This is a genomic window from Cytobacillus sp. S13-E01, from assembly GCF_029193815.1.
Classification (GTDB): Bacteria; Bacillota; Bacilli; order Bacillales; family Bacillaceae_L; genus Bacillus_BV.
In genome coordinates this window covers 1-21914 of record NZ_JARFVC010000045.1, presented here as the reverse complement: position 1 = coordinate 21914, position 21914 = coordinate 1, and the positions used below count along the sequence as shown (strand labels likewise).

Annotated in this window: 18 protein-coding genes and 1 other RNA gene; 4 read left to right on the top strand and 15 right to left on the bottom strand. The window is 35.2% G+C overall.

Features of this window, described 5'->3' with window-relative positions; all coding sequences use genetic code 11:
• Window positions 1–95 precede the first annotated feature (95 nt).
• The 3 genes from PY093_RS19335 to PY093_RS19325 form a co-directional block, all read right to left on the bottom strand.
• Complete coding sequence (locus tag PY093_RS19335; RefSeq protein ID WP_275647441.1) at window positions 96–521, bottom strand: CBS domain-containing protein; 426 nt, start codon at window positions 519–521, stop codon at window positions 96–98.
• Window positions 522–645: 124 nt separating this feature from the next.
• Window positions 646–2334 carry a glycoside hydrolase family 13 protein gene (locus PY093_RS19330; RefSeq protein WP_275647432.1) on the bottom strand — a complete coding sequence of 563 codons (1689 nt, stop codon included), beginning with the start codon at window positions 2332–2334 and terminating at the stop codon, window positions 646–648.
• Window positions 2335–2635: 301 nt separating this feature from the next.
• Window positions 2636–3028, bottom strand: a complete 393-nt coding sequence (locus tag PY093_RS19325; RefSeq protein ID WP_275647431.1) for a DUF5365 family protein — start codon at window positions 3026–3028, stop codon at window positions 2636–2638.
• A 181-nt stretch (window positions 3029–3209) separates the two neighbouring features.
• On the opposite strand from PY093_RS19325, the gene PY093_RS19320 reads away from it, so the two are divergent.
• The gene (locus PY093_RS19320) at window positions 3210–4112 is read left to right on the top strand and encodes an RluA family pseudouridine synthase (protein WP_481769328.1); all 903 of its coding nucleotides are present in this window, start codon (window positions 3210–3212) and stop codon (window positions 4110–4112) included.
• A 512-nt stretch (window positions 4113–4624) separates the two neighbouring features.
• Here the strand turns inward: PY093_RS19320 and PY093_RS19315 are convergent.
• The 3 genes from PY093_RS19315 to PY093_RS19305 form a co-directional block, all read right to left on the bottom strand.
• Window positions 4625–4891: a type II toxin-antitoxin system RelE family toxin gene (locus tag PY093_RS19315; protein ID WP_275647429.1), complete on the bottom strand. Its 267-nt coding sequence runs from the start codon at window positions 4889–4891 to the stop codon at window positions 4625–4627.
• Window positions 4884–5114: a hypothetical protein gene (locus tag PY093_RS19310; protein WP_275647428.1), complete on the bottom strand. Its 231-nt coding sequence runs from the start codon at window positions 5112–5114 to the stop codon at window positions 4884–4886. Before PY093_RS19310 ends, PY093_RS19315 begins: the two co-directional genes overlap by 8 nt.
• A gap of 821 nt (window positions 5115–5935) precedes the next feature.
• Complete coding sequence (locus tag PY093_RS19305) at window positions 5936–6601, bottom strand: SurA N-terminal domain-containing protein (protein WP_275647427.1); 666 nt, start codon at window positions 6599–6601, stop codon at window positions 5936–5938.
• 215 nt (window positions 6602–6816) lie between these two features.
• Here PY093_RS19305 and PY093_RS19300 point away from each other — a divergent pair, with 215 nt between their 5' ends.
• Entirely contained in the window at window positions 6817–7698 is an 882-nt protein-coding gene (locus PY093_RS19300) for a sulfite exporter TauE/SafE family protein (RefSeq protein WP_275647426.1), read from the top strand.
• A gap of 131 nt (window positions 7699–7829) precedes the next feature.
• Here the strand turns inward: PY093_RS19300 and PY093_RS19295 are convergent, their stop codons facing one another.
• Window positions 7830–9689, bottom strand: a complete 1860-nt coding sequence (locus PY093_RS19295; RefSeq protein ID WP_275647425.1) for an LTA synthase family protein — start codon at window positions 9687–9689, stop codon at window positions 7830–7832.
• Between the two features lie 241 nt (window positions 9690–9930).
• Between PY093_RS19295 and ssrS the strand changes: the two genes are divergently transcribed.
• Window positions 9931–10113, top strand: a non-coding RNA gene (gene ssrS, locus PY093_RS19290) — 6S RNA.
• Between the two features lie 241 nt (window positions 10114–10354).
• Entirely contained in the window at window positions 10355–10798 is a 444-nt protein-coding gene (locus PY093_RS19285) for an OsmC family protein (protein WP_275647424.1), read from the top strand.
• A 285-nt stretch (window positions 10799–11083) separates the two neighbouring features.
• On the opposite strand, the gene proC is transcribed toward PY093_RS19285, so the two are convergent.
• The 8 genes from proC to PY093_RS19245 all read right to left on the bottom strand — a co-directional run.
• The gene (proC, locus tag PY093_RS19280) at window positions 11084–11893 is read right to left on the bottom strand and encodes a pyrroline-5-carboxylate reductase (RefSeq protein WP_275647423.1); all 810 of its coding nucleotides are present in this window, start codon (window positions 11891–11893) and stop codon (window positions 11084–11086) included.
• Window positions 11894–12078: 185 nt separating this feature from the next.
• A complete protein-coding gene (locus PY093_RS19275; protein ID WP_275647422.1) occupies window positions 12079–13647 on the bottom strand; it encodes a peptide chain release factor 3 in 1569 nt (522 codons plus the stop codon).
• Between the two features lie 739 nt (window positions 13648–14386).
• The gene (locus PY093_RS19270) at window positions 14387–16486 is read right to left on the bottom strand and encodes a PAS domain S-box protein (RefSeq protein WP_275647421.1); all 2100 of its coding nucleotides are present in this window, start codon (window positions 16484–16486) and stop codon (window positions 14387–14389) included.
• A gap of 790 nt (window positions 16487–17276) precedes the next feature.
• Window positions 17277–17957, bottom strand: coding sequence for a Na-translocating system protein MpsC family protein (locus PY093_RS19265; RefSeq protein WP_275647420.1), 681 nt, complete (start codon window positions 17955–17957; stop codon window positions 17277–17279).
• Between the two features lie 147 nt (window positions 17958–18104).
• Window positions 18105–18788, bottom strand: coding sequence for a Na-translocating system protein MpsC family protein (locus PY093_RS19260; RefSeq protein ID WP_275647419.1), 684 nt, complete (start codon window positions 18786–18788; stop codon window positions 18105–18107).
• A gap of 228 nt (window positions 18789–19016) precedes the next feature.
• The gene (locus PY093_RS19255) at window positions 19017–19871 is read right to left on the bottom strand and encodes a manganese catalase (protein WP_275647418.1); all 855 of its coding nucleotides are present in this window, start codon (window positions 19869–19871) and stop codon (window positions 19017–19019) included.
• Between the two features lie 784 nt (window positions 19872–20655).
• Window positions 20656–21618 (bottom strand): sugar-binding transcriptional regulator, encoded by a 963-nt coding sequence (locus PY093_RS19250; protein ID WP_275647417.1) that lies wholly within the window; start codon window positions 21616–21618, stop codon window positions 20656–20658.
• A gap of 94 nt (window positions 21619–21712) precedes the next feature.
• On the bottom strand, window positions 21713–21914 hold a 202-nt coding region (locus PY093_RS19245), incomplete at its 5' end, for a transketolase-like TK C-terminal-containing protein (RefSeq protein ID WP_275647416.1).

Below are 21914 nucleotides of genomic sequence, written 5' to 3'. Positions count from 1 at the left end.
AGTTGCACTTATAATTTTAGAATTTATGGATTTGATTTCTAAATCAGCCAAAAAGGGTACCCGCATCATACACATCGGGTACCCTTCCTACTTCTTTATAACTGACGTTGTGAAGGAACGGAAATACTTGATAAAGCTTGTTCAGCTTCATTGTCAAAAGTATGATTTGTAGCGATATCCCCAAGTGCCACAATACCAACTAGATTGTTGTTTTCAACAATTGGTAAACGACGAATCTGCTTTTGAGACATAAGGGCTGCTGCTTCTTCTACTCCCATATCAGGCGAACCTTGAACAATTTCAGAAGACATCACATGTGAAACAGGAATAGAATTGTCCCTTCCTTCGGCCGTTGAACGAAGAGTGATATCTCTATCAGTAATAATTCCTTTAAGCTGCCCATTTTCGACAACTGGAATTGCCCCAACATTGTATTGACTCATCAGTGTAGCTGCTTCTTTAATCGTTTGATTTGGTGAAACTGTTGCTACATTGTCAGTCATTAATTCACGAATTGACATTGTCAAAGTAATCCCTCCCTTTCAACAGTTATTTTGACCATTTTAAGAGCTTATATAGGTAGAAAAATTTACAATTTCTATTACAGATACAACACATCATAACTTTACATATAGTAGGATAGGTTTAGTTTGTGAATAACTTATAAACTCTTGCTTCCCACGGCTTTAACTTTATTGTATCAATTACCTCTTCATTCGTAACTTGATAATTGCTAATAAGTAGCTGTTTGGTATTATATTTTATTTCATCTGGCAAATTAAACTGTGGTGTTTCACCAGAGAAATTAGTAAGAACCAAGAGCTTTTCATTTTGTAAAGTCCTTGTATAAGCAAAGATTTGTTTATGGTCTTTAAGAATTAAATCAAAGGTTCCATATACAACGATGTCATGCTGCCTACGAAGTTCAATTAGTTTCTTATAATAATGAAAAATGGAGTTCTTATCTTTTATAGCTTTTACAGCATTGATTTCTTTGTAGTTTGGATTTACTTGAATCCACGGTGTTCCCGTTGTAAAGCCAGCATGTTCACTTCCATCCCATTGTACAGGCGTTCTAGCATTATCTCGCCCCTTCGTATAAACGGACAACATCACACTTTCGTGATTTTCACCATTTTCCTTAACCTTTTCATTGTACATATTAAATGTTTCAATATCTCTGTACTCATTAATTGAGCTAAATTGGACATTGGTCATGCCAAGTTCTTCACCCTGATAAATGTATGGTGTTCCCTGCATCATATGTAATAATGTTCCTAACATTTTCGCAGATTCTAACCGGTATTGTTTATCATCTCCAAACCTTGAAACAATTCTTGGTTGGTCATGATTGTTTAAATATAAGCTATTCCAGCCTTTACCCTCTAGCTCTTTTTGCCATTTTGATAAAGACTTCTTTAAGTCAGCCAGTACAAGGGGTTTGAGATCCCATTTCCCCCCTGATCCGGAATCAAGATCCATATGCTCAAATTGAAATACCATATTTAATTCGTTACGGGCATCATCTGTATATTGTACTCCTTGGTCTGGAGTGACCCCAGGCATTTCACCAACAGTCATAATGTCGTATTTGGATAACACCAATTCATTCATTTCCTGCAAAAACTCATGGATTCTTGGTCCATTCATGAAGTATTCATGACCGGAGACGTATTTTTTTCCTTCTGGATTTGGAGCACTTGGTAATCCTTCAACCTTTGAGATAAAGTTAATCACATCCATTCGGAATCCATCAATTCCTTTGTCTAACCAAAACTTCATCATGTTATATACTTCTTCTCGAAGCTTTGGATTTTCCCAATTTAGGTCGGGCTGTTTCTTTGAAAAAAGATGTAAATAATACTCATCAGTTTGTTCGTCATACTTCCAAGCAGACCCACTAAAAACCGATTCCCAGTTATTTGGTTCTTTGCCATCAACTCCGGGGCGCCAAATGTAGTAGTTACGGTAAGGGTTGTCCTTTGATTTTCTAGACTCTACAAACCAGGCATGCTCATCAGAACTATGATTCACTACTAAATCCATCATTAACTTGATATCACGTTTGTGCATTTCATTTAGCATCTCTTCCCAATCAGCCATGGTTCCAAATTCGTCCATAATACTACGGTAATCACTAATATCATAACCATTATCATCATTTGGGGATTTGAAAACTGGTGATAGCCAAATAACATCTATCCCTAATTCTTTCAAATAATCAAGTTTTGACGTTATTCCTTTAATATCACCAATTCCATCGCCATTACTATCCTTAAAGCTCCTTGGATAGATTTGATAGACGACAGCCTCTTTCCACCATTCCCTCTCCATACACCGCCAGCTCCCTCTATTATAAAAATATTATTGGTATCGATTCCATATCTTTAAATCATTTTGTGCAAACGTATTCACTTTTACTATAATTGTAAGTTTCTACTAGAAGTAGTGTCAACTACTGAATTAATAATTAACAAATTATTATTTTTCCATTGCTACTATAGAGAGGGATTGGGCAATGACACCCGGAGCTAGACACCTAAAACTAGGTTCAAATTTTTATACTTTCTTATCTTTTAAATAAGATAAAAAAACTCCCTCTTATGATGATCAAAAGGAGTTTTTATGTATCGCGTTATGCCAAGTAATGATTTGCGGCTTTTGAATACTTACTTAATGTTTCTTCTTTTGTAAATGTAAACTGATCGATCGCAAATGGAAATGAATAGCCAAATTCATCAAGTGTACGCACATTTTTTTCAAAAATCTCGCGATGATTGTTTAAAACTGTTTCATGCTTAACGGTTTCTATAACCGCAATTAATGCCTGTAAGCTTGAAATTAATTGAAATGCTTCTTTTAAAGTACCATTATAATAGTCTTCATTATGTGTTAATACCTTTAATTCCTCTAATTTCATGATCTCTTCATCTGAAAAATAAAGAGGAAAGACCTCACAATAGATATAATGTATTAGCTCTTCAATATGAGATTCCTGTTCAGGAGTTGCCGCATATACCACTTTCACTCAAAATTCACCCTCTACTATCTCCTTTTTGATACATATAGAATAACATAGCTGTGACTATTGGTGGATAGGTAAGTGTTTCCTTCTATTAGCCGGTGTCAAAGGTTGATCCAAAATTTTCATTTCTACCTATTATCTACTATACTAATCATAAATCACTGATACGGAGGATGGACAATTGATAAGTACAAGAAAAAAAGGGGAATGGCTATACCTATCCATACCTAGTGAGTGGGAAGGTCTATCGATAGCAAGCATTTTAAAAGAAAAATGGAACGTACCAAAAACACTGCTTCATCACTACAGAATGAATAAAAGTGTCAAACTTAATGGAGAAATTATCTCATGGAGTACTTTCGTTAAAGGTAAAGATAGCCTCCAATTACATCTATTTACTAACGAAGAATTTGGAGTCATACCTGAATATAAGGAGGTTGATGTTCTTTTTGAAGACGATCACTTACTAGTAGTCAACAAGCCTGCTGGAATGGATACACATCCTAATGAAACTGGTCAAATCGGGACATTGGCTAATGCAATAGCTTTTTATTTACAATCTCAGGGTATCCAAACAAAGGTTCGCCATATCCATCGTCTTGATAAAGATACAACTGGTGCGGTTCTATTTGCTAAAAATAAACTAGTCGGCGCGATATTAGATAAAATGCTCGAAAATCGAGAAATAAAGAGAACCTATATAGCGCTCGTACAAGGTCGTATTAAACCAGCTAAAGGGAAAATTGACGCTGCTATCGGTAAAGACCGTCATCACCCGACAAGGAGAAGAGTATCTCCAAACGGCCAAAAAGCGATTAGCGGATACAAAGTTTTAGAGTATTTACCTAAGAGAGATATAACAGTTGTTGAGCTCGAACTTCAGACAGGTCGGACACATCAAATTCGAGTACATTTAAGTCACATTGGCCATCCAATCCTAGGAGATATACTATACGGCGGTCGGGATGATATAGCAAGACAAGCGCTACATGCCGTGAAAATTAGATTCATCCATCCGATTTCGGGAGAATATATAGAGTCTGTCGCTCCGTTTACCGATGATCCGGCAGTTTTTCCTGGGCATTAACGAATAACTTGAAATCTTGGCTCTTATGCAAGTAAGGAGTTAAATAAATGTAGTGTCAATGATTTGTCGAAATAAAATAAATTAAATGAAATTTCTATTAATTGCTCGAAAGTTCCAATCAGAAATTACTCTGAATAGGTGAAACTGGTTTAGGGTAAATGGCAGGGGTTTTTTGAGGAGTTCAGAGGACAGGTACCATTTCCCACTGTAAATTTTTTGGTGACAGACCCCTGGATCTATAAAGCACGAAAGAGCTTAGTGATGGAGTGTTTTTGCAGTTTTTGCTACAAAAGGACAAGGGGGGATAGTTTTGTGGCCTGTCACCACGCGAATTTGCTTGTTAAACGAAATTGTTCCACAGGTATTTAGATATTTTTAGTTCAGGGTGCCTGTCATCCCCCGAAAAATCTTGTTTCACAAGAATGTTTCACGGAAGATTTGCATTAAATAGTAGAAGGAGAATGAGAACATAATTAATGATTTACTCTCCTTTTCTTATGTACGTTAAAATATCATTTATAAATATCACCACGTGGTCCTAGGTCCAATATAATAATAATCAACGTATCATTATGTAGACGATACAATAAACGGAGGGATCCAATGCGAATTCGAAAATCATCATGATTGGATCCCTCTAACGGTTTTACATTTGGGATAGCATAAGGATTTTCTTGAAGTTGATTAATAACATCTTTGACTTTATTCTTTAACTTAGGTGGCAACTTCTCATAGTGTTTAGCAGCAGGTTTTCTAAATTTTATCGCAAATTTAGTCATGAATGTCATCCCAATCGATGAGATCATCATTTTCAATATCAATTTCAGCTTGTTTTAGTATCTTCTTTTCCTTTTCAGTTAAAGGTGAATTATCAGCCTCAACTTCAATCTCTTTTTCGTTGTTCTTTTCAATTACAAAACTGATAAGATCATACACAAGTTTCGTATCCTTTTCATTTACAAGGTCTATAAGTAAATGAAGATCTTCTTTGCGAATACTCATTTTTAGCACCCCTTGAAAAGATTAGTTTATTTTTATTATACACAATAGCTATGGTCCCTGTCACTTCCCGAATTATGTCGAAAGATTTAAGGTTTTATAGGTTATGAGGGTTGAACTGCTTATAAATGGTTCAAACCTCTTTTTTTATTTTACAGCAGCAAGATCACTTACAAAAGGGACAGGCACCATGTCCTTATAATTGATAAACTATAATTGAGCCACTTCAGTCTATTTATGGGAGGATTGGGAGTTTGGGGAATTTTGTTTGAAAAGATGTTCCACATATCCTGCAAAGGATGCTGTTTATCGTTTGCTCAATAACTCCACTACAATTGGAGAAAGTTTCTTATCCTGTTGAGTATAAATGTGATCGTATCCAAATTGTTTCACCCAGTTATGATGCGTTAGTAGCCCACACCACGATTGTCTTTACACGTTATATCATGCCTGCGATAAGCGCTCTGGAAGAAGATGATCCAAAAACGATTGGGCAGCTCTTCTATTTGTGCTGAGATGAAATGGAGAATATCCGATTCGCTAAAGTTCTCATGTTAATCATAGATTTGTTGAAATCCACTCTCTCCCAGTAACCAGTCCTCCCGAAAGAAAAGGTACAATCCATAATCGACCAGCTATTTAATAAAATACCTCACTTTTTAAAGAAGGCTTTTCTTAATAATGAAGAAACAATGGTAAAGGGAGCATAAACATTTTAGTATGCTTTCAAATATATCAAGTGTTGAGAGCTATTTCTGGGGTGCGAAAGTTGAGTCAATAATTTAAAAAGAAGACCCAAATAAAAGGTCTTCTGATGGCTTCCATTAAATTAATACTTCTATTTCGCTTTCGTTTCTTAGTTTTTCAACTAATTTTCCAACCTCAACTTGGTTTTTCTGCTGAGCAATTTGCTGTTTTAATTGTGCTTTCACTTCTTCAAATGAAGGGATTTTTTCACTTTGTTCTTTATATTGATCATACATTGCTTTAATTTCTTCTTCCTCTACCGTTACTTCTGTGATATTTTCAGAAATGTATTGATTTACCTTTAGTTCATCTGTAATTTGTTTTTCTAATTGTGCTAGTGTAAGCTTATTCGCTTCTAGAGCCGCAGTAAACTCTTCTTCCTTATCAAATTGGCCTTTGATTTGTTCTAAACTTTGTTGTACTTCTTCTTCGGCAGCCTCAATGTTATTTTTTTCTGCTGCTTGTAGTAATAAACGGCTATTAACTAATTGGTCAACAACTTTCTGTTCAATTTGTTTTACTTGATCTTCTTCCATATCATCAATATTCATGCCTTGCTGTGCATATGTCAGCTTATATTGTTCGTAAGAAGCGTCAAATTCAGCCTTCGTAATATCCTGATCATTTACGATCGCAACAACATCCTCAGTACTTCCCGCTGTATCTTGTCCACTTCCACAGCCAATCAATCCTAATACAAATATGATTCCAACTATACCACTAAGCATTCTACGTTTTAACAAAATAACCCTCCCCTTTTTTATCAAGACTAGTTGCTAGTCTAACATAGGGATAATTTCTTTTATAGCAATCGGAGATACTTGTAAAGAAAAGAAAGAAAGATGTAATGTAAATGTAATCTCTCCATAATCGCCCATATGTAGTGAAACCCTTTTTAAAACCATTTGTTTATTGTAAGATTAGTGTAGCTGTTTTAGTTTTGAAAGGAGGGGTACAAGTGGATATTATCCTTTATCTCTTTCTGGGAATTGGAATCGGAGTTTTATCTGGCTTCTTTGGTATAGGCGGTGGATTTATCTTAACACCTGTACTATTATTAATGAACTTCTCACCTGTGATTGCGATAGCAACGAGTTTAATGTACACCATTGCTACCTCTTTATCTGGGGTATTTGCTCATTTTCGCTTGCAAAATATTCAATGGAAAGCAGCTTTCATTATCGGTATAAGTGGCGTTATTGCAACCCAAGCTGCTTTCCCTTTTGTTTTATTTTTAGAGAAATTTCAAATTGAAGATACGATCATACCTGTATTCTATATACTATTAATCGTTTATTTTTCATATTCATTATTAAGAACTGATGCTCCCACGACAAGCTTTCCATCGTTCGAAAAGGACTTTAAACTATACAAAGCAATTGTAATTGGATTATTTGCTGGTATCGTTTCAACGACACTAGGGGTAGGTGGAGGATTTATAATCGTGCCACTTTTAATCACCATACTCTCTTTTCATTCAAGATATGCTGTCGGAACGAGTTTGCTTAGTGTATTAATGATTGTTTCAGCTGGTTTTGCAACTTATGCTTCAACTACCCCTATTGACTTCAAGGTCACCGGCAGTCTCATAATTGGGGCACTAATAGGCGGCCAAATAGGTGCCATTTTTACTGAAGGTTTTAACGATAAACAGATTCGCCATTACCTAGGAACATTATACGCAATAACAGGAGTAAGTTTACTTCTAAAATTATTTAATATTGGGTTTATTGGTTTATCATTACTCTTAGCGTATTGTATATTCTTATTAGTTATCTTAAGCGTAAGAACTGTTCAATTTAAAATTAAACAGCATGAAGCAAAGCTTGTTTCAAAATAAAAGCGTAGGGCGCCCGGGGCTGGACCCAAAACTAGGCACAAATTTTAGCTTTCACATATAAATTCTGATATTAAAATAAAAATGGCCCATTTTTATAGTAAAAGAGGTAGACCGCCAAGGTCAGCCTCTTACTATTTGTTATCGTAAAAATCCGGTAAAAATTTTAGCAAGTCACCATATATAACCCTATCTGAATAACTTAACTCTTTCTTTGCCTTTAAAAGTAACGACTGACATTCTGACAAATCCGTTTCCTGCCCTGTTTCCCTTATGTAACATTTATTACCTGTTGCGACATAGTTACTTGTAATTACACTTCCATCACGTAAAATCACAAATTCATTTTTTTCTTCTGAAAAAAGATCTGAACCAAATTGAATATCTTCTTGCCCTTCAATTCCGAGTAAGTTCATGATGGTTGGTTTAAGGTCTATTTGACCTGCTACAGTTGTGATGGTCCGTGTATCATTTTTAGTTGGAAAATGAAAAATTAATGGCACTTTTTGCAGCTCAATATATTCGTATGGTGTAATTGTTTTATTTAAAAACTGACCCATTGCCGTATTATGGTTTTCAGAAATACCGTAGTGATCACCATATAAAATAAATACAGAGTTCTCGTACATGTTTTCGGCCTTTAATTGTTCGAAAAACGTTTTCAACGCCTCATCCTGATACCTTACAGTTGTAAAATATCTATTCACAGTTCCATCCTTAGAATCCCATTCTGGAATGAACTCATCCTGCAGACCAAGTGAGAACGGAAAGTGATTTGTTAGTGTGATAAACTTCGCAAAAAAAGGCTGTGGTAACTGCTTTAAAAGTGGAATAGACTGTGTGAAAAAATGATCGTCCTTTAATCCCCACCCAATCGAGTTTTCCTCTGAAATCCAGTAATCTTGGTCCGAGAAAAAACGGTCATAGCCTATCGAATCGTACATAACATCGCGATTCCAGAAACTTTTATTATTTGCATGAAAAACAGCAGTATAATATCCTGAATCGTGTTTCAAATAATTTGTGAGCGAATTATATTTATTTTCTGGATTAGAAAAAAACACAGCACCTCGGGGCAGACCATACAATGAATTTTCCACAATAAATTCAGAATCTGAGGTTTTTCCTTGCCCTGTTTGATGATAAAAGTTAGAAAAATAATAAGATCCTTGTTCATTTATGAGCTGATTAAGAAACGGCGTTATCTCTAGCCCATTAATCTCTCGATTGATCACAAAATCTTGCGTTGATTCTAACGATATTAAGAAGATATTCTTCCCTTTTGCTTTTCCAAATAAGTTTTCATTTGGCTTTTCTCTATTTGCATTCACATAATTAACGATCTCTGTAAGTTTATCATTATCAGCAAATGCAATTCGTCGTTTCGTATTTGAATAAAGAATGAAATCGTATACCTGATATGTGTAAACACCAAGGTTTTTCACTAATAGTTTCCGATCAAACGACCTAGTTAGCAGTTCAGGTCTTTCGCTATGTGCCAACGTCAAGCTAACCAAAAATATTCCTATAGTCACGATAAGAAATTTTCTTTTATTTAGTACCTGTAGCTCCCTATTTTGCTTTAGCTTATAAAGAATGATAACCAATCCTACATCAAAGAACATGAAAAGGTCTAATGGATTCTTAAGCTCAACCAAACTCGTCCATAAATTGCTTAAATTTTTGGATTGGAATAGGACTGGAATCGTTATGAAGTCATTAAAAAAGCGATAATAAAGAACGTTTAAGTATAATACTACTGTTGCAAATAAATAGATACTAATCAGTAATCTGAATTGATGCTGTTTGCTCACTAGTAAAGGAAGTCCCAATAGGATCAGACTTGAGCACATTGCACTTAGAAATAAAATCATATCCTGTGTGAAGGATTCAATATCCAAATCAAAGACATATTTGCTTACTATGTATGTTTTTACCGTTAATAATAAAATCGAGGTCCATAATAACGGCAAACCTGTTATCCATTTTTTCATCCGTTAAAGTCCCTTCTGGTTTTTAGAATAATATCACGAATTTATATGCGAAAGCGTAAAAGTTTGTACCTAGTTTTAGTGTCTAGCTGCGGGTGCCCTGCGCTTTTCTTAGTATATGTCACACTAGTACTAATCTTTCCAAATAGGGTGAAGAATTATCCAGATTAATCATACCTTTGCTAAATTGGTAGTAAACCACTATTTTTTTTCAACCATATATTTGATATTATGATTTCAGACAGATATGCTATTGTGTTCGTTTAGGTCATTGATTCAACCGATGCTTTTATAGTAGGGAGTCCAAGAGATTAGTTTTCAACATCATGCCTTGGAATTATGAGGAAGATGGAGACTTCTATGCAGACACCCACCTGCAGCATATGCACGTTGAGAAACAGTGATTGACGGCATAGATGGCATAGCCTTCGTGAAATTTCACCGACTCTTAAGATGAGTCGGTTTTTTGTATTTGATAATGATTAGATATAAAATCGGACTTTGTATCTTCCCATTTTCTTCATATATGGCAACACGTGATAGGCTTGATAGAAAAGTAGCGGGCTCTACTTTAGGATTTATTTTTATACTTAAACCTTAAGAGATGTTAATCCAGTCTTTATCATATTATAATTAACCTAGAAACTAATTTATTAGGGGGTATACGAATGAGTGAAGTAACGTTTGAAGTGAAAGGGTCTTGGATAGGTGATCGGAATGGGAAGGGTGAGATAACTTCTAACGGATTCAAAACGACAGTTTCCGCACCAAAAGAATTGGATGGTCCTGGGATTGGAGCAAATCCTGAAGAATTGCTAATATCGGCAGCTACAAATTGCTATATGATTACATTAGCTGCCATCCTAAGTAGTCGTAGCATTGAATATTCCCATCTTGAGGTAGTTTCAGAAGGAAAGGTTAGTAAAGAAGGAAAACAATTAGTCTTTCAAAAAATTACTCATAGACCTACAATCTATATTTCTACTAGTGATAAAGAAATGATAGAGAAAATTGAACAACTTACTCATCGTGCAAAAAAGGCATGTTTTATTTCACAAACGTTAAGTGATTCTGTAGAGGTAACGGTTGAGCCAATGATTGAGATCAAATGATAAGTAGAACCCCTAAAACTCTGAAAAGCGCAGAGCGCCCGCTTACCTGAGCGTCGATTAAAACCCACCACGTCATGTGGCAAACATCGACATCAACACATCCTGCGCAAGTCAAGCATAAGACAAGTTCCTTTAAGTAGGTGGTTTTTCCTTCTTAAAGGAAATGGCTTATGACCTCAGGTCTGATGGCGCAAGGAGAAGGACACATAAAAGTGGTACAAAGTATTATATATTGTAAATTTTATAAAAAAATCTAGCATAACACAGGCTTCATCTAATCAACTTTTAATTGTTTGAAAACCCTTTTGATTTCGCTGTACAGCTTTCCATTGCTGAAATAATAGTTCCTCTAAACTTATTTTTCTCCAATGTTGTAACAGCCTCAATTGTCGCTCCACCTGGAGTGCAAACAGCATCTTTTAATTCACCAGGATGCTGACCCGTTTCTAACACCATTTTAGCAGCGCCTAATACAGCCTGTGCAGCAAGTTTAAATGCTTGCTGTCTTGGGATACCTTGTAAAACGGCTCCATCAGCTAATGCTTCAATGAACATATAAACATATGCAGGTGAGGATCCACTGACCGCCGGTATGGCATCCATTAATTTTTCTTCAATTACTTCGGCTTTTCCGAAGCTTTCAAATAAAGATAGTACTTCTGCTAGCTCAATTTCTGTTACCATATCATTCGAACATATTGCACTCATACCTTCTCCAACAAGTGAAGGGGTATTTGGCATCGACCTTACGACCTTGACCTTTTTATCAAAAGACTTTTCCATAAAATCAATACTAATTCCTGCTGCAATTGTAATGATAATTGTGTCATCATTAACCTCTTGCTTAATTTCCTCTATAACCTCTGCATATAGGTTAGGTTTAACTGCTAAAAATAAAAGATTCGACTTACTAGCTACCTCTACATTTGTTTTTGTTACATTAATCCCATACTTCTTTTTAACATCGACAATAGTAGAATCCGAAGATGCACTCGCAGTAATTTGCGCTGGCAACACAAGCTCAGATTTTAACATTCCTTCTATCATTGCCTGTGCCATTTTTCCACAACCAATAAAACCAATCATTTTTTTCATAACATTCACTTCCTTTTCTTAGAACATATTTTTTTGAATACATTTAAAAGACTAGAGCAAATGGACGATTCCTTTTAACATCTCTACTTCCTTTCTATTTAAAGCCAATAGTATTATTTGACACAAAGACCTAACATGATCAATCAAAAGAAGTCAGCCTCCTAAAAGACTGACCACCATTCTATCTATAAGCTCTTATAATCATTTGATTCTAGCAAGTCGACTAGTTCAATATCCTTGTTCTTGTCACTAAAATAACGCAGTGTAAACTCATTTTCAAATAGTACTGCAAATCTGTCATGGCGATCCTGCACTAACAGACTTCGTGAATCGAATAAACGTCTATCCTTTGGTGACTCGGTTAACCAACGAGGTATTCTGTCACCAAGATGGGTAAATTCGATATCAACACCATATTCACCTTTCATTCGGTATTCAAACACTTCAAATTGTAGCTGGCCAACAGCCCCAAGAATATATTCCTCAGTTAACTCCTGTTTAAATAGTTGAATTGCTCCTTCTTGAACGAGTTGCTCAATCCCTTTTTTAAATTGTTTTGATTTCATGGCATTTTTCACACGTACTTTTCGGAACATTTCAGGCGGAAACTGTGGTAACTCCCGGTAGTTAACTAGATCTTTTCCTTCAGTTAACGTATCGCCAATTTGATAAATATTCGGATCATAAATACCAATAATATCACCAGGATATGCTTCTTCTACTGTTTCCCTACTCGCAGCCATAAACTGCTGAGTTTGATTTAATTTAATTGTCTTATTTGTACGACTAACCTGAACGCTCATACCTCGTTCAAATTTACCTGAGCAAACACGTAAAAAAGCGATCCGATCACGGTGTTTAGAATTCATGTTAGCTTGAATTTTAAAGATATAGCCACTAAAGTTTTCTGATTCTGGTGCAATTAACCCTTCATCAGCTTTTCGTGGTCTAGGAGGCGATGCAAAATTTAAAAACGTATCAAAAAACGAGTGTACTCCAAAATTAGCAAGTGCACTTCCGAAGAATACTGGAGTCAGTTCTCCGCTAATGACGCGCTCCGCATCAAATTGATTACCTGCTTCATCAAGTAAGCTCAGATCATCTTTCACACTTTTGAAAAGATAATCATGACCTAATCGATCAACTTCATTTAAGGGTATCTTCTCCTCTTTTTCATCACCTAAGTAATGAACAAACTCATTATTGTAACGATCCCAAATTCCAAGTAATTGTTTTCCCATACCTACAGGCCAGTTCATTGGATATGATTCAATGCCAAGTACTTCTTCTAGCTCTGACAGTAAATCAAGAGGCTCTTTCCCATCACGGTCAAGCTTATTAATAAATGTAAAAATTGGAATTCCTCTCAATCGACATACTTTGAAAAGTTTAATCGTTTGAGGCTCAACACCTTTCGTTGAGTCAATAATCATAACAACGCTATCAACTGCCGTTAGCGTTCTGTAAGTGTCTTCACTAAAATCTTCATGTCCTGGCGTATCTAAAATATTGACATAAAAGTCATGATAGGGAAAACTCATTACACTTGATGTAACAGAGATTCCCCGCTTTTTCTCAATTTCCATCCAGTCTGATGCTGCAAACTTCCCTGTTTTCTTAGCCTTCACTGTTCCTGCTTCTCTAATAACATTTCCGAATAGAAGTAGCTTTTCGGTCATCGTCGTTTTTCCTGCATCAGGATGCGATATAATCGCAAAGGTACGTCGTTTTGAAACTTGATTTTTTAAACTCATTCAACTAAATCCTCTCATATCTAATTTCATATCTATATAGTAATCATTTTTCTTAAAAAATGTTAGTAACTACATAATTATAATCATCTTATTTTCTCTATTCCACTTATTCTTTTATTTTTTTAACGATAACTCCAAGTATACTCCAAGTAAGGATCATTTTGAACTAATAACGAACAATAATAGTGTTTCCATTTAAAGGAGTAAATAACAAAAACGCAAGGCGCCCGCCTTTCGGCGACAAGCATAAGACAAGCCGGCTGGAAGGTTGTTCTTTAACCTTCCGGACGGATTGGGCTTATACCATAGAGCCGGGTGGCGCCTAGAGCTAGACGTAGATAGACAAAGACACGAAGTTATACACAACCTTACAATTTTATAAATTCCTAAACAATAAAAAATGAATATCGAATTTTTGTTTTTTATTCCACAATATGCCTAGTGGTTATCTACTATTTTTAGTAACAGTATGTTCTTAAAAGTACTATCGGGCTGTGGATAAACATAAGGGAGTGTAATAATTAGTAGCGATTGTGGATAAAATTGTGCAAAACACATTATTTATTGTTAACAACTTGTTGATAAATTGTGATTATGTTGATAACCATGTTGATAACTTTTTAAATCCACAAAAAAGCTCAGAAATTAAATCTGAACTTCAATCAGCAATAATCGCCTCGCTAAATTTATGTAGTTTTCATGTAAGGCAGTGTACGGGATTTTATTTTAGTATGCTCACTCAATTTAGTAATGGTAGTTTAACTTTTATTGTGGTTCCTTTACCCACTTCGCTGTCAATAATGACTTCTCCTCGGTGATTCTCAATAATGCTAAAGCTAACCGCTAAGCCTAGACCAGTGCCCTTTTCTTTCGTTGTGAAGAACGGTTGCCCTATGTTTGCTAATTTTTCCTTTGGAATTCCACAACCTTGATCTTTAAAACAAATGATACTATTTTCATCTTCTATATAGGTAGAAATATTTATTTCTCCGCCATCAGGCATTGCTTCAATACCATTTTTTACAAAGTTGATAAATATCTGTTTTAATTGATTTTCATCACAATTTATATATAACCCTTCGCCGTGTAATGTCGTTTTAAAAATAACATTTTTAAAATTAGCTTCAGTTTCTAGTAACTTTACAACATGTGAAACAATCGAATTAAGATCCTTTTGTTCTAACTTTTTTTCTGTTGGCTTCGCTAATAGTAATAGTTCATTTAATATAAACTCGATTCGAACCAATTCCGAATCCATCACATCTAAGTATTCTTTTTGCATATCATAGCCCCTTTGCATCATTTGCAAAAAGCCTTTAATGGCTGTAAGAGGATTTCGAATTTCATGTGCGATTCCTGCAGCTAATTGTCCTGCCATTGTTAATTTCTCTGATTTTATCATTAGTTCCTTTGCTTCAATCCGTTCCGAAATATCTCGACCAATCGCAAGAATTTTTTCCGTTTCTCCAAATTCGTTTTTGATTACCTTAATGGAGGCCTCAATCCAGCTATAATGTCCATTACTATGACGCACTCTAATATCAAAAACCTCTTTTTCTTTTAAACTTTTTCTCTCAATCCTTTGCAAATCCTCAGGATGAAAAAGATCTTTTCTTGTAGACCCTATTAGTTCATCAGGTCTATATCCAAGTACATTATAGATTGCAGGTGAGACATAATTAATAACACCACCTGGTGTAGTATATAAAATAATATCCTGTGAATTCTCAGAAATTAGTTTATATAACTCTTCACTTCTTCTTAATCGCTCTTGTTCAAATTTTCTTTCAGTAACATCCTGTGTTGTCCCAATTATTTTTAGAGCATACCCGTTCTCATCAAAAAAAGTTTCACCTAGTATTTCTACATAACGGATTTGTCCATTAGGCCTTACGATTCTAAATTGTACATTTAAAGGTGTCCCTTTCATTGTTTTATCAATAGTTTTTACTATAAGATCTCTATCCTCTGGGTGGACATACTTTAGAAATATCTCAAAAGTTACCTCTGACGTTGGCTTCATTCCAAACATGCGATACATCTCATCAGACCAAACTAAAACATCTGTTCTTAAATCCCAAGTCCAACTTCCTAGTTTCGCAATATGTAAAGCTTGCTTTAGACTGGCTTCACTTTCTTTGATTTCTTGTTCAACTCGTTTATGTTTTGTTATATCTTTGGCAATTCCATAAACACCAACAATTTCACCGTCTACAACGATAGGAACATTTGTAACAGTGACTTCCACCCTCTCTCCATTCTTGGTAAGTGTAGTAACTTCGTAAGTTTGCGGCACTCCATCTACTGCTTTTTGAAAGTGATAATGTGTTTTCTCCAAATCCTCTGGGACTACTAAAGGCTCAAAATTCATCTTTACATATTCATCCATCGTATATCCGAGTAGATTTTCGAAACTTTTATTTGCAGACATATAGTTACCATCTAAATCAAACGAAAAAACAGCATCCGGGTTTTGATCAAAAAGCGATTTGTAGTGCTCTCTGCTTTCTTCAAGTGCTTTCTTTCTATTATTTATATCTCGAAAGTGGACAGCAATTCCACTTTCATATGGGTATGCTCGTACGTCAAACCATTTGTTTAAAGGCTCAAACTTATCTTCAAACTCTACCACTATCTTTGATTCTAAAGCTTTGTGATACTGTTTATAAAACCTTGTACCAATCGCTTCCTTAAACTCACCCCATAAACATTTTCCTAACAGGTCCTCTTTATTTCGCTGGAGTAGTTTTTCGGCAGCTGGATTTAAATACGTAAAATACCAGTTATGATCTACAGCAAAAAACGCATCTCTTAACTCATCCATAACATTTGACTTCATAGATTAAGCTTTCCTTTCATATATCCAAAATATATTTAAGAAAAAGAAAAAGCCAAAGTAAAAATAGGAGAAAGACCTATTTTACTTTGGCATAATGACTAACTCAATAACAAAGTATTTATTGTTCAGCACACCGTTTCCTATATATTAAATTTAATAGTAAATAATAAACGTTTTTTCAAAACTTAAATCCCCTAGATCAAGGCTGTAAACCCCTACCCATTTACAATATTATAGAAATGTCAATCAAATTTCAATTATTTTTTTAAATTTTCACATTAATAATAAGAAAAGCGCAGGGCGCCTGCCTATCGGCGACAAGCATAAGACAAGCCGGCTGGAAGGTTGTTCTTTACCTTCCGGACGGATTGGCTTATGACCTCGAGTCGATGGCGCCCGGAGCTAGACACTAAAACTCGGTACAAATTTTTATACTTTCTTATCTTTTAAGAAAAGCGCAGGGCGCCTGCCTATCGGCGACAAGCATAAGACAAGCCGGCTGGAAGGTTGTTCTTTACCTTCCGGACGGATTGGCTTATACCATAGAGTCGATGGCGCCCGGAGCTAGACACTAAAACTCGGTACAAATTTTTATACTTTCTTATCTTTTAAGAAAAGCGCAGGGCGCCCGCCTATCGGCGACAAGCATAAGACGAGCCGGCTGGAAGGTTGTTCTTTACCTTCCGGACGGATTGGCTTATGACCTCAGGTCCGATGCTGCCCGGAGCTAGACACCTAAACTCGGTACAAAATTTTATACTTTTTATCTTTAAAAAAAATCTTTCCAAGTTTATTTTAAAACAAATCCCATTAATGATTTGTCATCCTTCATATTCCAATCAATAAAAATGTCACGTAAAGGCTGGTCAAAAATCCCATCAAACCTTCGATCTTTATGAAAATAACTTTTTTCTAGTTCATCCTTTGTGATCTTTAGTTCTGTGATAAATCCTTTAGTAATGAGTGCTTTTTCGATAGGTACTAGAATTCCTACTCTTTCTACTAATACAATATCTCTTGAAATTGGAATTGTTTTTATTGCATCGGGCACTTTTTGGACCAAGGCACTTATCCTTGCAACTTCCGCTTCAAAACTTTCAATATCTATATCAGTTTTACAGTCTAATTCAATAACTTCATTTTCTAAAACAAGCATGATTAACCCAGAGTTATTTGGAAAATTCCAATCATGATAGAAATCTTCTATTTCTACCTCTAACGTAACCTGTATAACACCATTTAATTCATCTAATATATGATCAATGATTACTTCCCTAGCATTTTCAACATACTTCCTTTGTCCTTGCGATAATAGTACTTCTTCCATAGGAGAAATAAAACCACGAATGTAAATAACGAGATAGTTACTACACATGGAAGCCTGACAGGATTGCGGACCTCTTCCGAATTTCTTTCTAAGCACCTTGCTAAAATAGCTACTTATGTAAGTTAATTTATCAATAATCTCCATTAAAGACTCCTTTCTACAATGAATAGTGAGTAGATTATCGTTATTATATGCAGATTTTTGAATTTAATTAAGTGGAAGTGATTAACAAAAGCCAAAGAAGGAAGTCTCATTAGACTTCCTTCTTTGGCTTTTGTTAGAAAATTTTACTCATAGAATAAAAACTATATAACTTTTATCATTTTGGAAGTCGGACATAAAAAATAACTCCTTTATTGTGCGACCAAGAGCTTGCTCAAATAAATTGAGATTTTTTATATATTCTAGTTTTATTTCCTCCGATCGATCACGTAACAATTCTATTTGCCCTTTTTTATATAATACATTTTCAATCTGAAGCATTATCCCTTTATATGAAATAACATAACTATTTTGGTTGAAATTTATAATTTTATAGCTACTTGGTATTTTATGAATCTTTAAACTAACTATCTTTGCTACTTCTAATAGTGTTTCATTTTCTGTAACAGTAGTCATTTCTCCAATTGAATCTTCAAGTATTAGTAAAATTACTCCAGTGTTAATACCGTAATTCCAATCATGAAAAATGTCTTTGCACTCTATTTCGATTGAATGCGAGATTTCTCTCTTAAACTCTCTGAAAATTGCATTCATAATAGAAGAACGAAAATGGTATGCAAGATTGACTTCGCCATTTTCTATTAAAACCTCTTCTGCGGGTGTAATAAAATGTCTAATATGGATACTTATCATGTTATCCTTTAAAGAGGCATAACACGTTTCAGGGCCTTTACCAAATTTTCTTTTAAGCAATTTACTTAGTGTGCTACTAAGATATATTAGATCCTCTTGACTTCCTTTTGTTTTCAACATAAATGCTACGACCCTCCAAAAAAATTAAAAAAGGCCTAACTTCTGATGAGAAGTTAGGTCATGGATAAGACTTTATTGTAATTCTTCCATTTACCCTATATAGGTTATTTTATTTGTAAGTTCATTAAAGGCTTTAGATATATGAATTATATTATACAAGACTAATGACAGCTAGACACTAGACGAATGTTATTTTAACATAACTTCGGAGAACTAACAACTTATTTTTTAATACATACTTGGTGGTATGGGGGTGTCTTGGAGGACACTTGGTAAAGTATCATGAATGTACAGAGGTGCAGGCTGAAGCTTCGGTTTCTTTCCATACGGCACAGGATTTTCAACGAATTGGAATACCCCTTCACCATCTATACTCGGACCATTTGCCCAACGCCCTTTAGCACTCTCGTTTCCTTTTGAATAGTTAAATAAAACATGTGATACTTCTCTCTTCTCTAACTCTCTAGGGAATGTACTTGGTACAACAACATTTTCTTTCGATTCTAGCTCATATATTGCAGCTAACCATTGGTTTTGATGCATGGTATCTCTTGCTATAAGCCAGGATAACATATCCTTTACACCACGGTCTGTAGTAGACTCATATAACCTAACAGCTTGTAATCGCCCTTGTGATTCTGAATTTAGATTCGCCCTAAAATCGGCTAACAGGTTGCCACTAGCAATAATATAGTCTGCAGTCCATTTGTTTCCAACACTATCAACTGGCATCGCACCTAATCCAGATACAATAGCATGTTGTGGATTCATTCCACCAAGTATTGCACCAATTACTGGATCTTTTGCCGCTACCTCTAGATCACCAACTGGAGCCCCATCCAGCAATCTAGCTATCATTGTCGCTAACATTTCTATATGTGCTAATTCTTCAGTTCCTGTATCCATAAGTAAATCTTTATATTTTCCATTTCCTCTCGTGTTCCATCCTTGAAATAAATACTGCATTGCTACAGATATTTCTCCAAACTGTCCGCCTAAGATCTCTTGCAACTGCTTGGCAAAGAGCGGATCTGGACATTCAGGCTTTGCGAGATATTGTAGTTCTTTTACATGGTAAAACATATCGGGATATTCCTCCTCTTTCTTATTGCCCATAATCATCCCGATATCCTATGCAATTACTATTTTATAGGTGTTTGTACATAAAGGTATGCCCAATTCGTTAATTTGTTAGAACAAAGTAAACTTCTTTTATAAAAAAGTTTAAAAACAGGTGAAATCTATTATTCAACCGTTCGGTTTTGAGTATATAACGGAAAATTGACATTAGAAATGGCATACGAATCGACGTATGCCATTTTCCTTTTATATAGGGATTTATAATACCTCTTATAGTAAAATAAAACCACTAATGACAAAATAAATTTAAAGGACAATGCTTATTGGACACTCAAAATTAAGTGTCAATTGGGATGTCCATTCTTACGATATTTCTAAATACATCAGAAGTCATCTCCTAAATTTAGTAACCAGCGATAGTTAAAATAAGAGGAGATTTTCCGGTTAAATTACGTAATAAGGCTTGGTTCAGGGTATATACGCGGAGGTTTTCCGCTTAAGCAATGCAAAATGATCCATTTTGACGTTTTTTGTGTAAATAGTCGAATCCCTCCGTTTATTTAAGCTATTTTAAGTGCTATTTCGTAATTAAGAGAAATTTCTCCGCTTATTTATTAAACCATGCTGATTCCCTCATCTCTTGGTCCTTGAGGGTTCGCTCTTTATTTTTATTTATGGGTGTCAAAGAGGTGTCAAATCTGTTGTCAGATTGCACGCCTTATTCATTGTCATTTTATAGGATTTGCACCTCAAAACGGAACCCTTGAAATCTACTATTCACCTGTTTTTAAACTTTTTTGTGTAAGGCCTCGTCTCTATTCAATAACATTTTTGCTGTAAATTGGTCTGTAAGCAAGACGTTAGCGTAATGCCCTGTTAATGCACCCAGTATCGCCTCCAACTTTTTAGGACCGCCTGCTACTAAAATTGACTTTTCCTTTTTCGCCAGTTCGTGTAGCTCAATACCAATTGTTCGGTTGTTCAAGTTTTCATTGCAAACGTTACCATTTTTATCAAAGAATCTAGAACAGATCTCCCCCACAGCTTTTGACTGGATTGATAGTCGATCCTCTTTCGTTAAATATTCAGCTTGGAGTAATACAGAATCAATTACTGGGGTTCCAATACTAAAAATGGCGATATTTGCTTTTTTTCCCTGTTCAAGAATCTGATGGATGTGTCGATCAGACTCTATTGCTTGTTTCACTAACATATGGTCGACAATTGCTGGTAATGGTAAAAGCAATGTTTGTGTATTAAATGCTTCACCAAATAAGTGAATAATTTCTGTTGCAAATGTTTTAATTTCTGAATGGCTTACCCCTCCATTTAACTGTACAACTGTCGTTCCGTGAAGGAGTTTATGTTTTAGCTTCTTTGCGACCTCATAAATCGTGGTACCCCATGATGTTGCAATAATGTCTTCGTTTCTAACAACTTTAAATAAATAATCAGCAGCAGCTTCTGCTAAATATTTTTTTATTATTTCAGTTTCATTTTCTGGAACTGTTGAAACTACAACTTCTTTAAGACTGAATTTTTCTCTTAATTGCTCTGCTAAAAGTATCCCTGTCTCCGCTGGATTATTAATTTTTATTTCGACAATTCCACTATCTTTGGCTTGCTTTAATAGTCTTGAAACAGTTGGTCTTGAAATCGCTAGTTTTTTTGCTATTTCTTGCTGGCTATAATCCAGCTCATAATAAAGTCTGGCAGCTTCTATTACTTTTGAAAGTTTATTATGTTCCATTTTGCAACACCTATATTATGAGAGTTTTGTACAAAGTATTTGAGTTAAAAAAGACTTTTAGCCAATTAGCTGACTAAAAGCCCTTATAGTTCATTTATTTCACTAATAGTGCCTTCATTCTTTCAACGACATTTTCTACTGTAAAGCCATATTCTTTCATAATTTTCGCACCTGGTGCAGATGCACCAAACTGATTAATCGCTACTACTTCACCTTCGTCACCAGTGTAGCGTTCCCATCCTAGTGATGACGCCATTTCGATTCCAAGGCGTTTCTTAACAGACTTAGGGATAACT

Excerpts from the sequence above, each read along its gene's own strand:
- proC (WP_275647423.1), bottom strand. The coding sequence starts at position 11,893 with ATGAAAAAAATGATTGGTTTTATTGGTTGTGGAAAAATGGCACAGGCA.
- PY093_RS19335 (WP_275647441.1), bottom strand. The coding sequence starts at position 521 with ATGTCAATTCGTGAATTAATGACTGACAATGTAGCAACAGTTTCACCA.
- PY093_RS19330 (WP_275647432.1), bottom strand. The coding sequence starts at position 2,334 with ATGGAGAGGGAATGGTGGAAAGAGGCTGTCGTCTATCAAATCTATCCA.
- PY093_RS19270 (WP_275647421.1), bottom strand. The coding sequence starts at position 16,486 with ATGAAGTCAAATGTTATGGATGAGTTAAGAGATGCGTTTTTTGCTGTA.
- PY093_RS19275 (WP_275647422.1), bottom strand. The coding sequence starts at position 13,647 with ATGAGTTTAAAAAATCAAGTTTCAAAACGACGTACCTTTGCGATTATA.
- PY093_RS19265 (WP_275647420.1), bottom strand. The coding sequence starts at position 17,957 with ATGGAGATTATTGATAAATTAACTTACATAAGTAGCTATTTTAGCAAG.
- PY093_RS19250 (WP_275647417.1), bottom strand. The coding sequence starts at position 21,618 with ATGGAACATAATAAACTTTCAAAAGTAATAGAAGCTGCCAGACTTTAT.
- PY093_RS19260 (WP_275647419.1), bottom strand. The coding sequence starts at position 18,788 with ATGTTGAAAACAAAAGGAAGTCAAGAGGATCTAATATATCTTAGTAGC.
- PY093_RS19285 (WP_275647424.1), top strand. The coding sequence starts at position 10,355 with ATGAGTGAAGTAACGTTTGAAGTGAAAGGGTCTTGGATAGGTGATCGG.
- PY093_RS19295 (WP_275647425.1), bottom strand. The coding sequence starts at position 9,689 with ATGAAAAAATGGATAACAGGTTTGCCGTTATTATGGACCTCGATTTTA.
- PY093_RS19255 (WP_275647418.1), bottom strand. The coding sequence starts at position 19,871 with ATGTTTTACCATGTAAAAGAACTACAATATCTCGCAAAGCCTGAATGT.
- PY093_RS19310 (WP_275647428.1), bottom strand. The coding sequence starts at position 5,114 with ATGAGTATTCGCAAAGAAGATCTTCATTTACTTATAGACCTTGTAAAT.
- PY093_RS19315 (WP_275647429.1), bottom strand. The coding sequence starts at position 4,891 with ATGACTAAATTTGCGATAAAATTTAGAAAACCTGCTGCTAAACACTAT.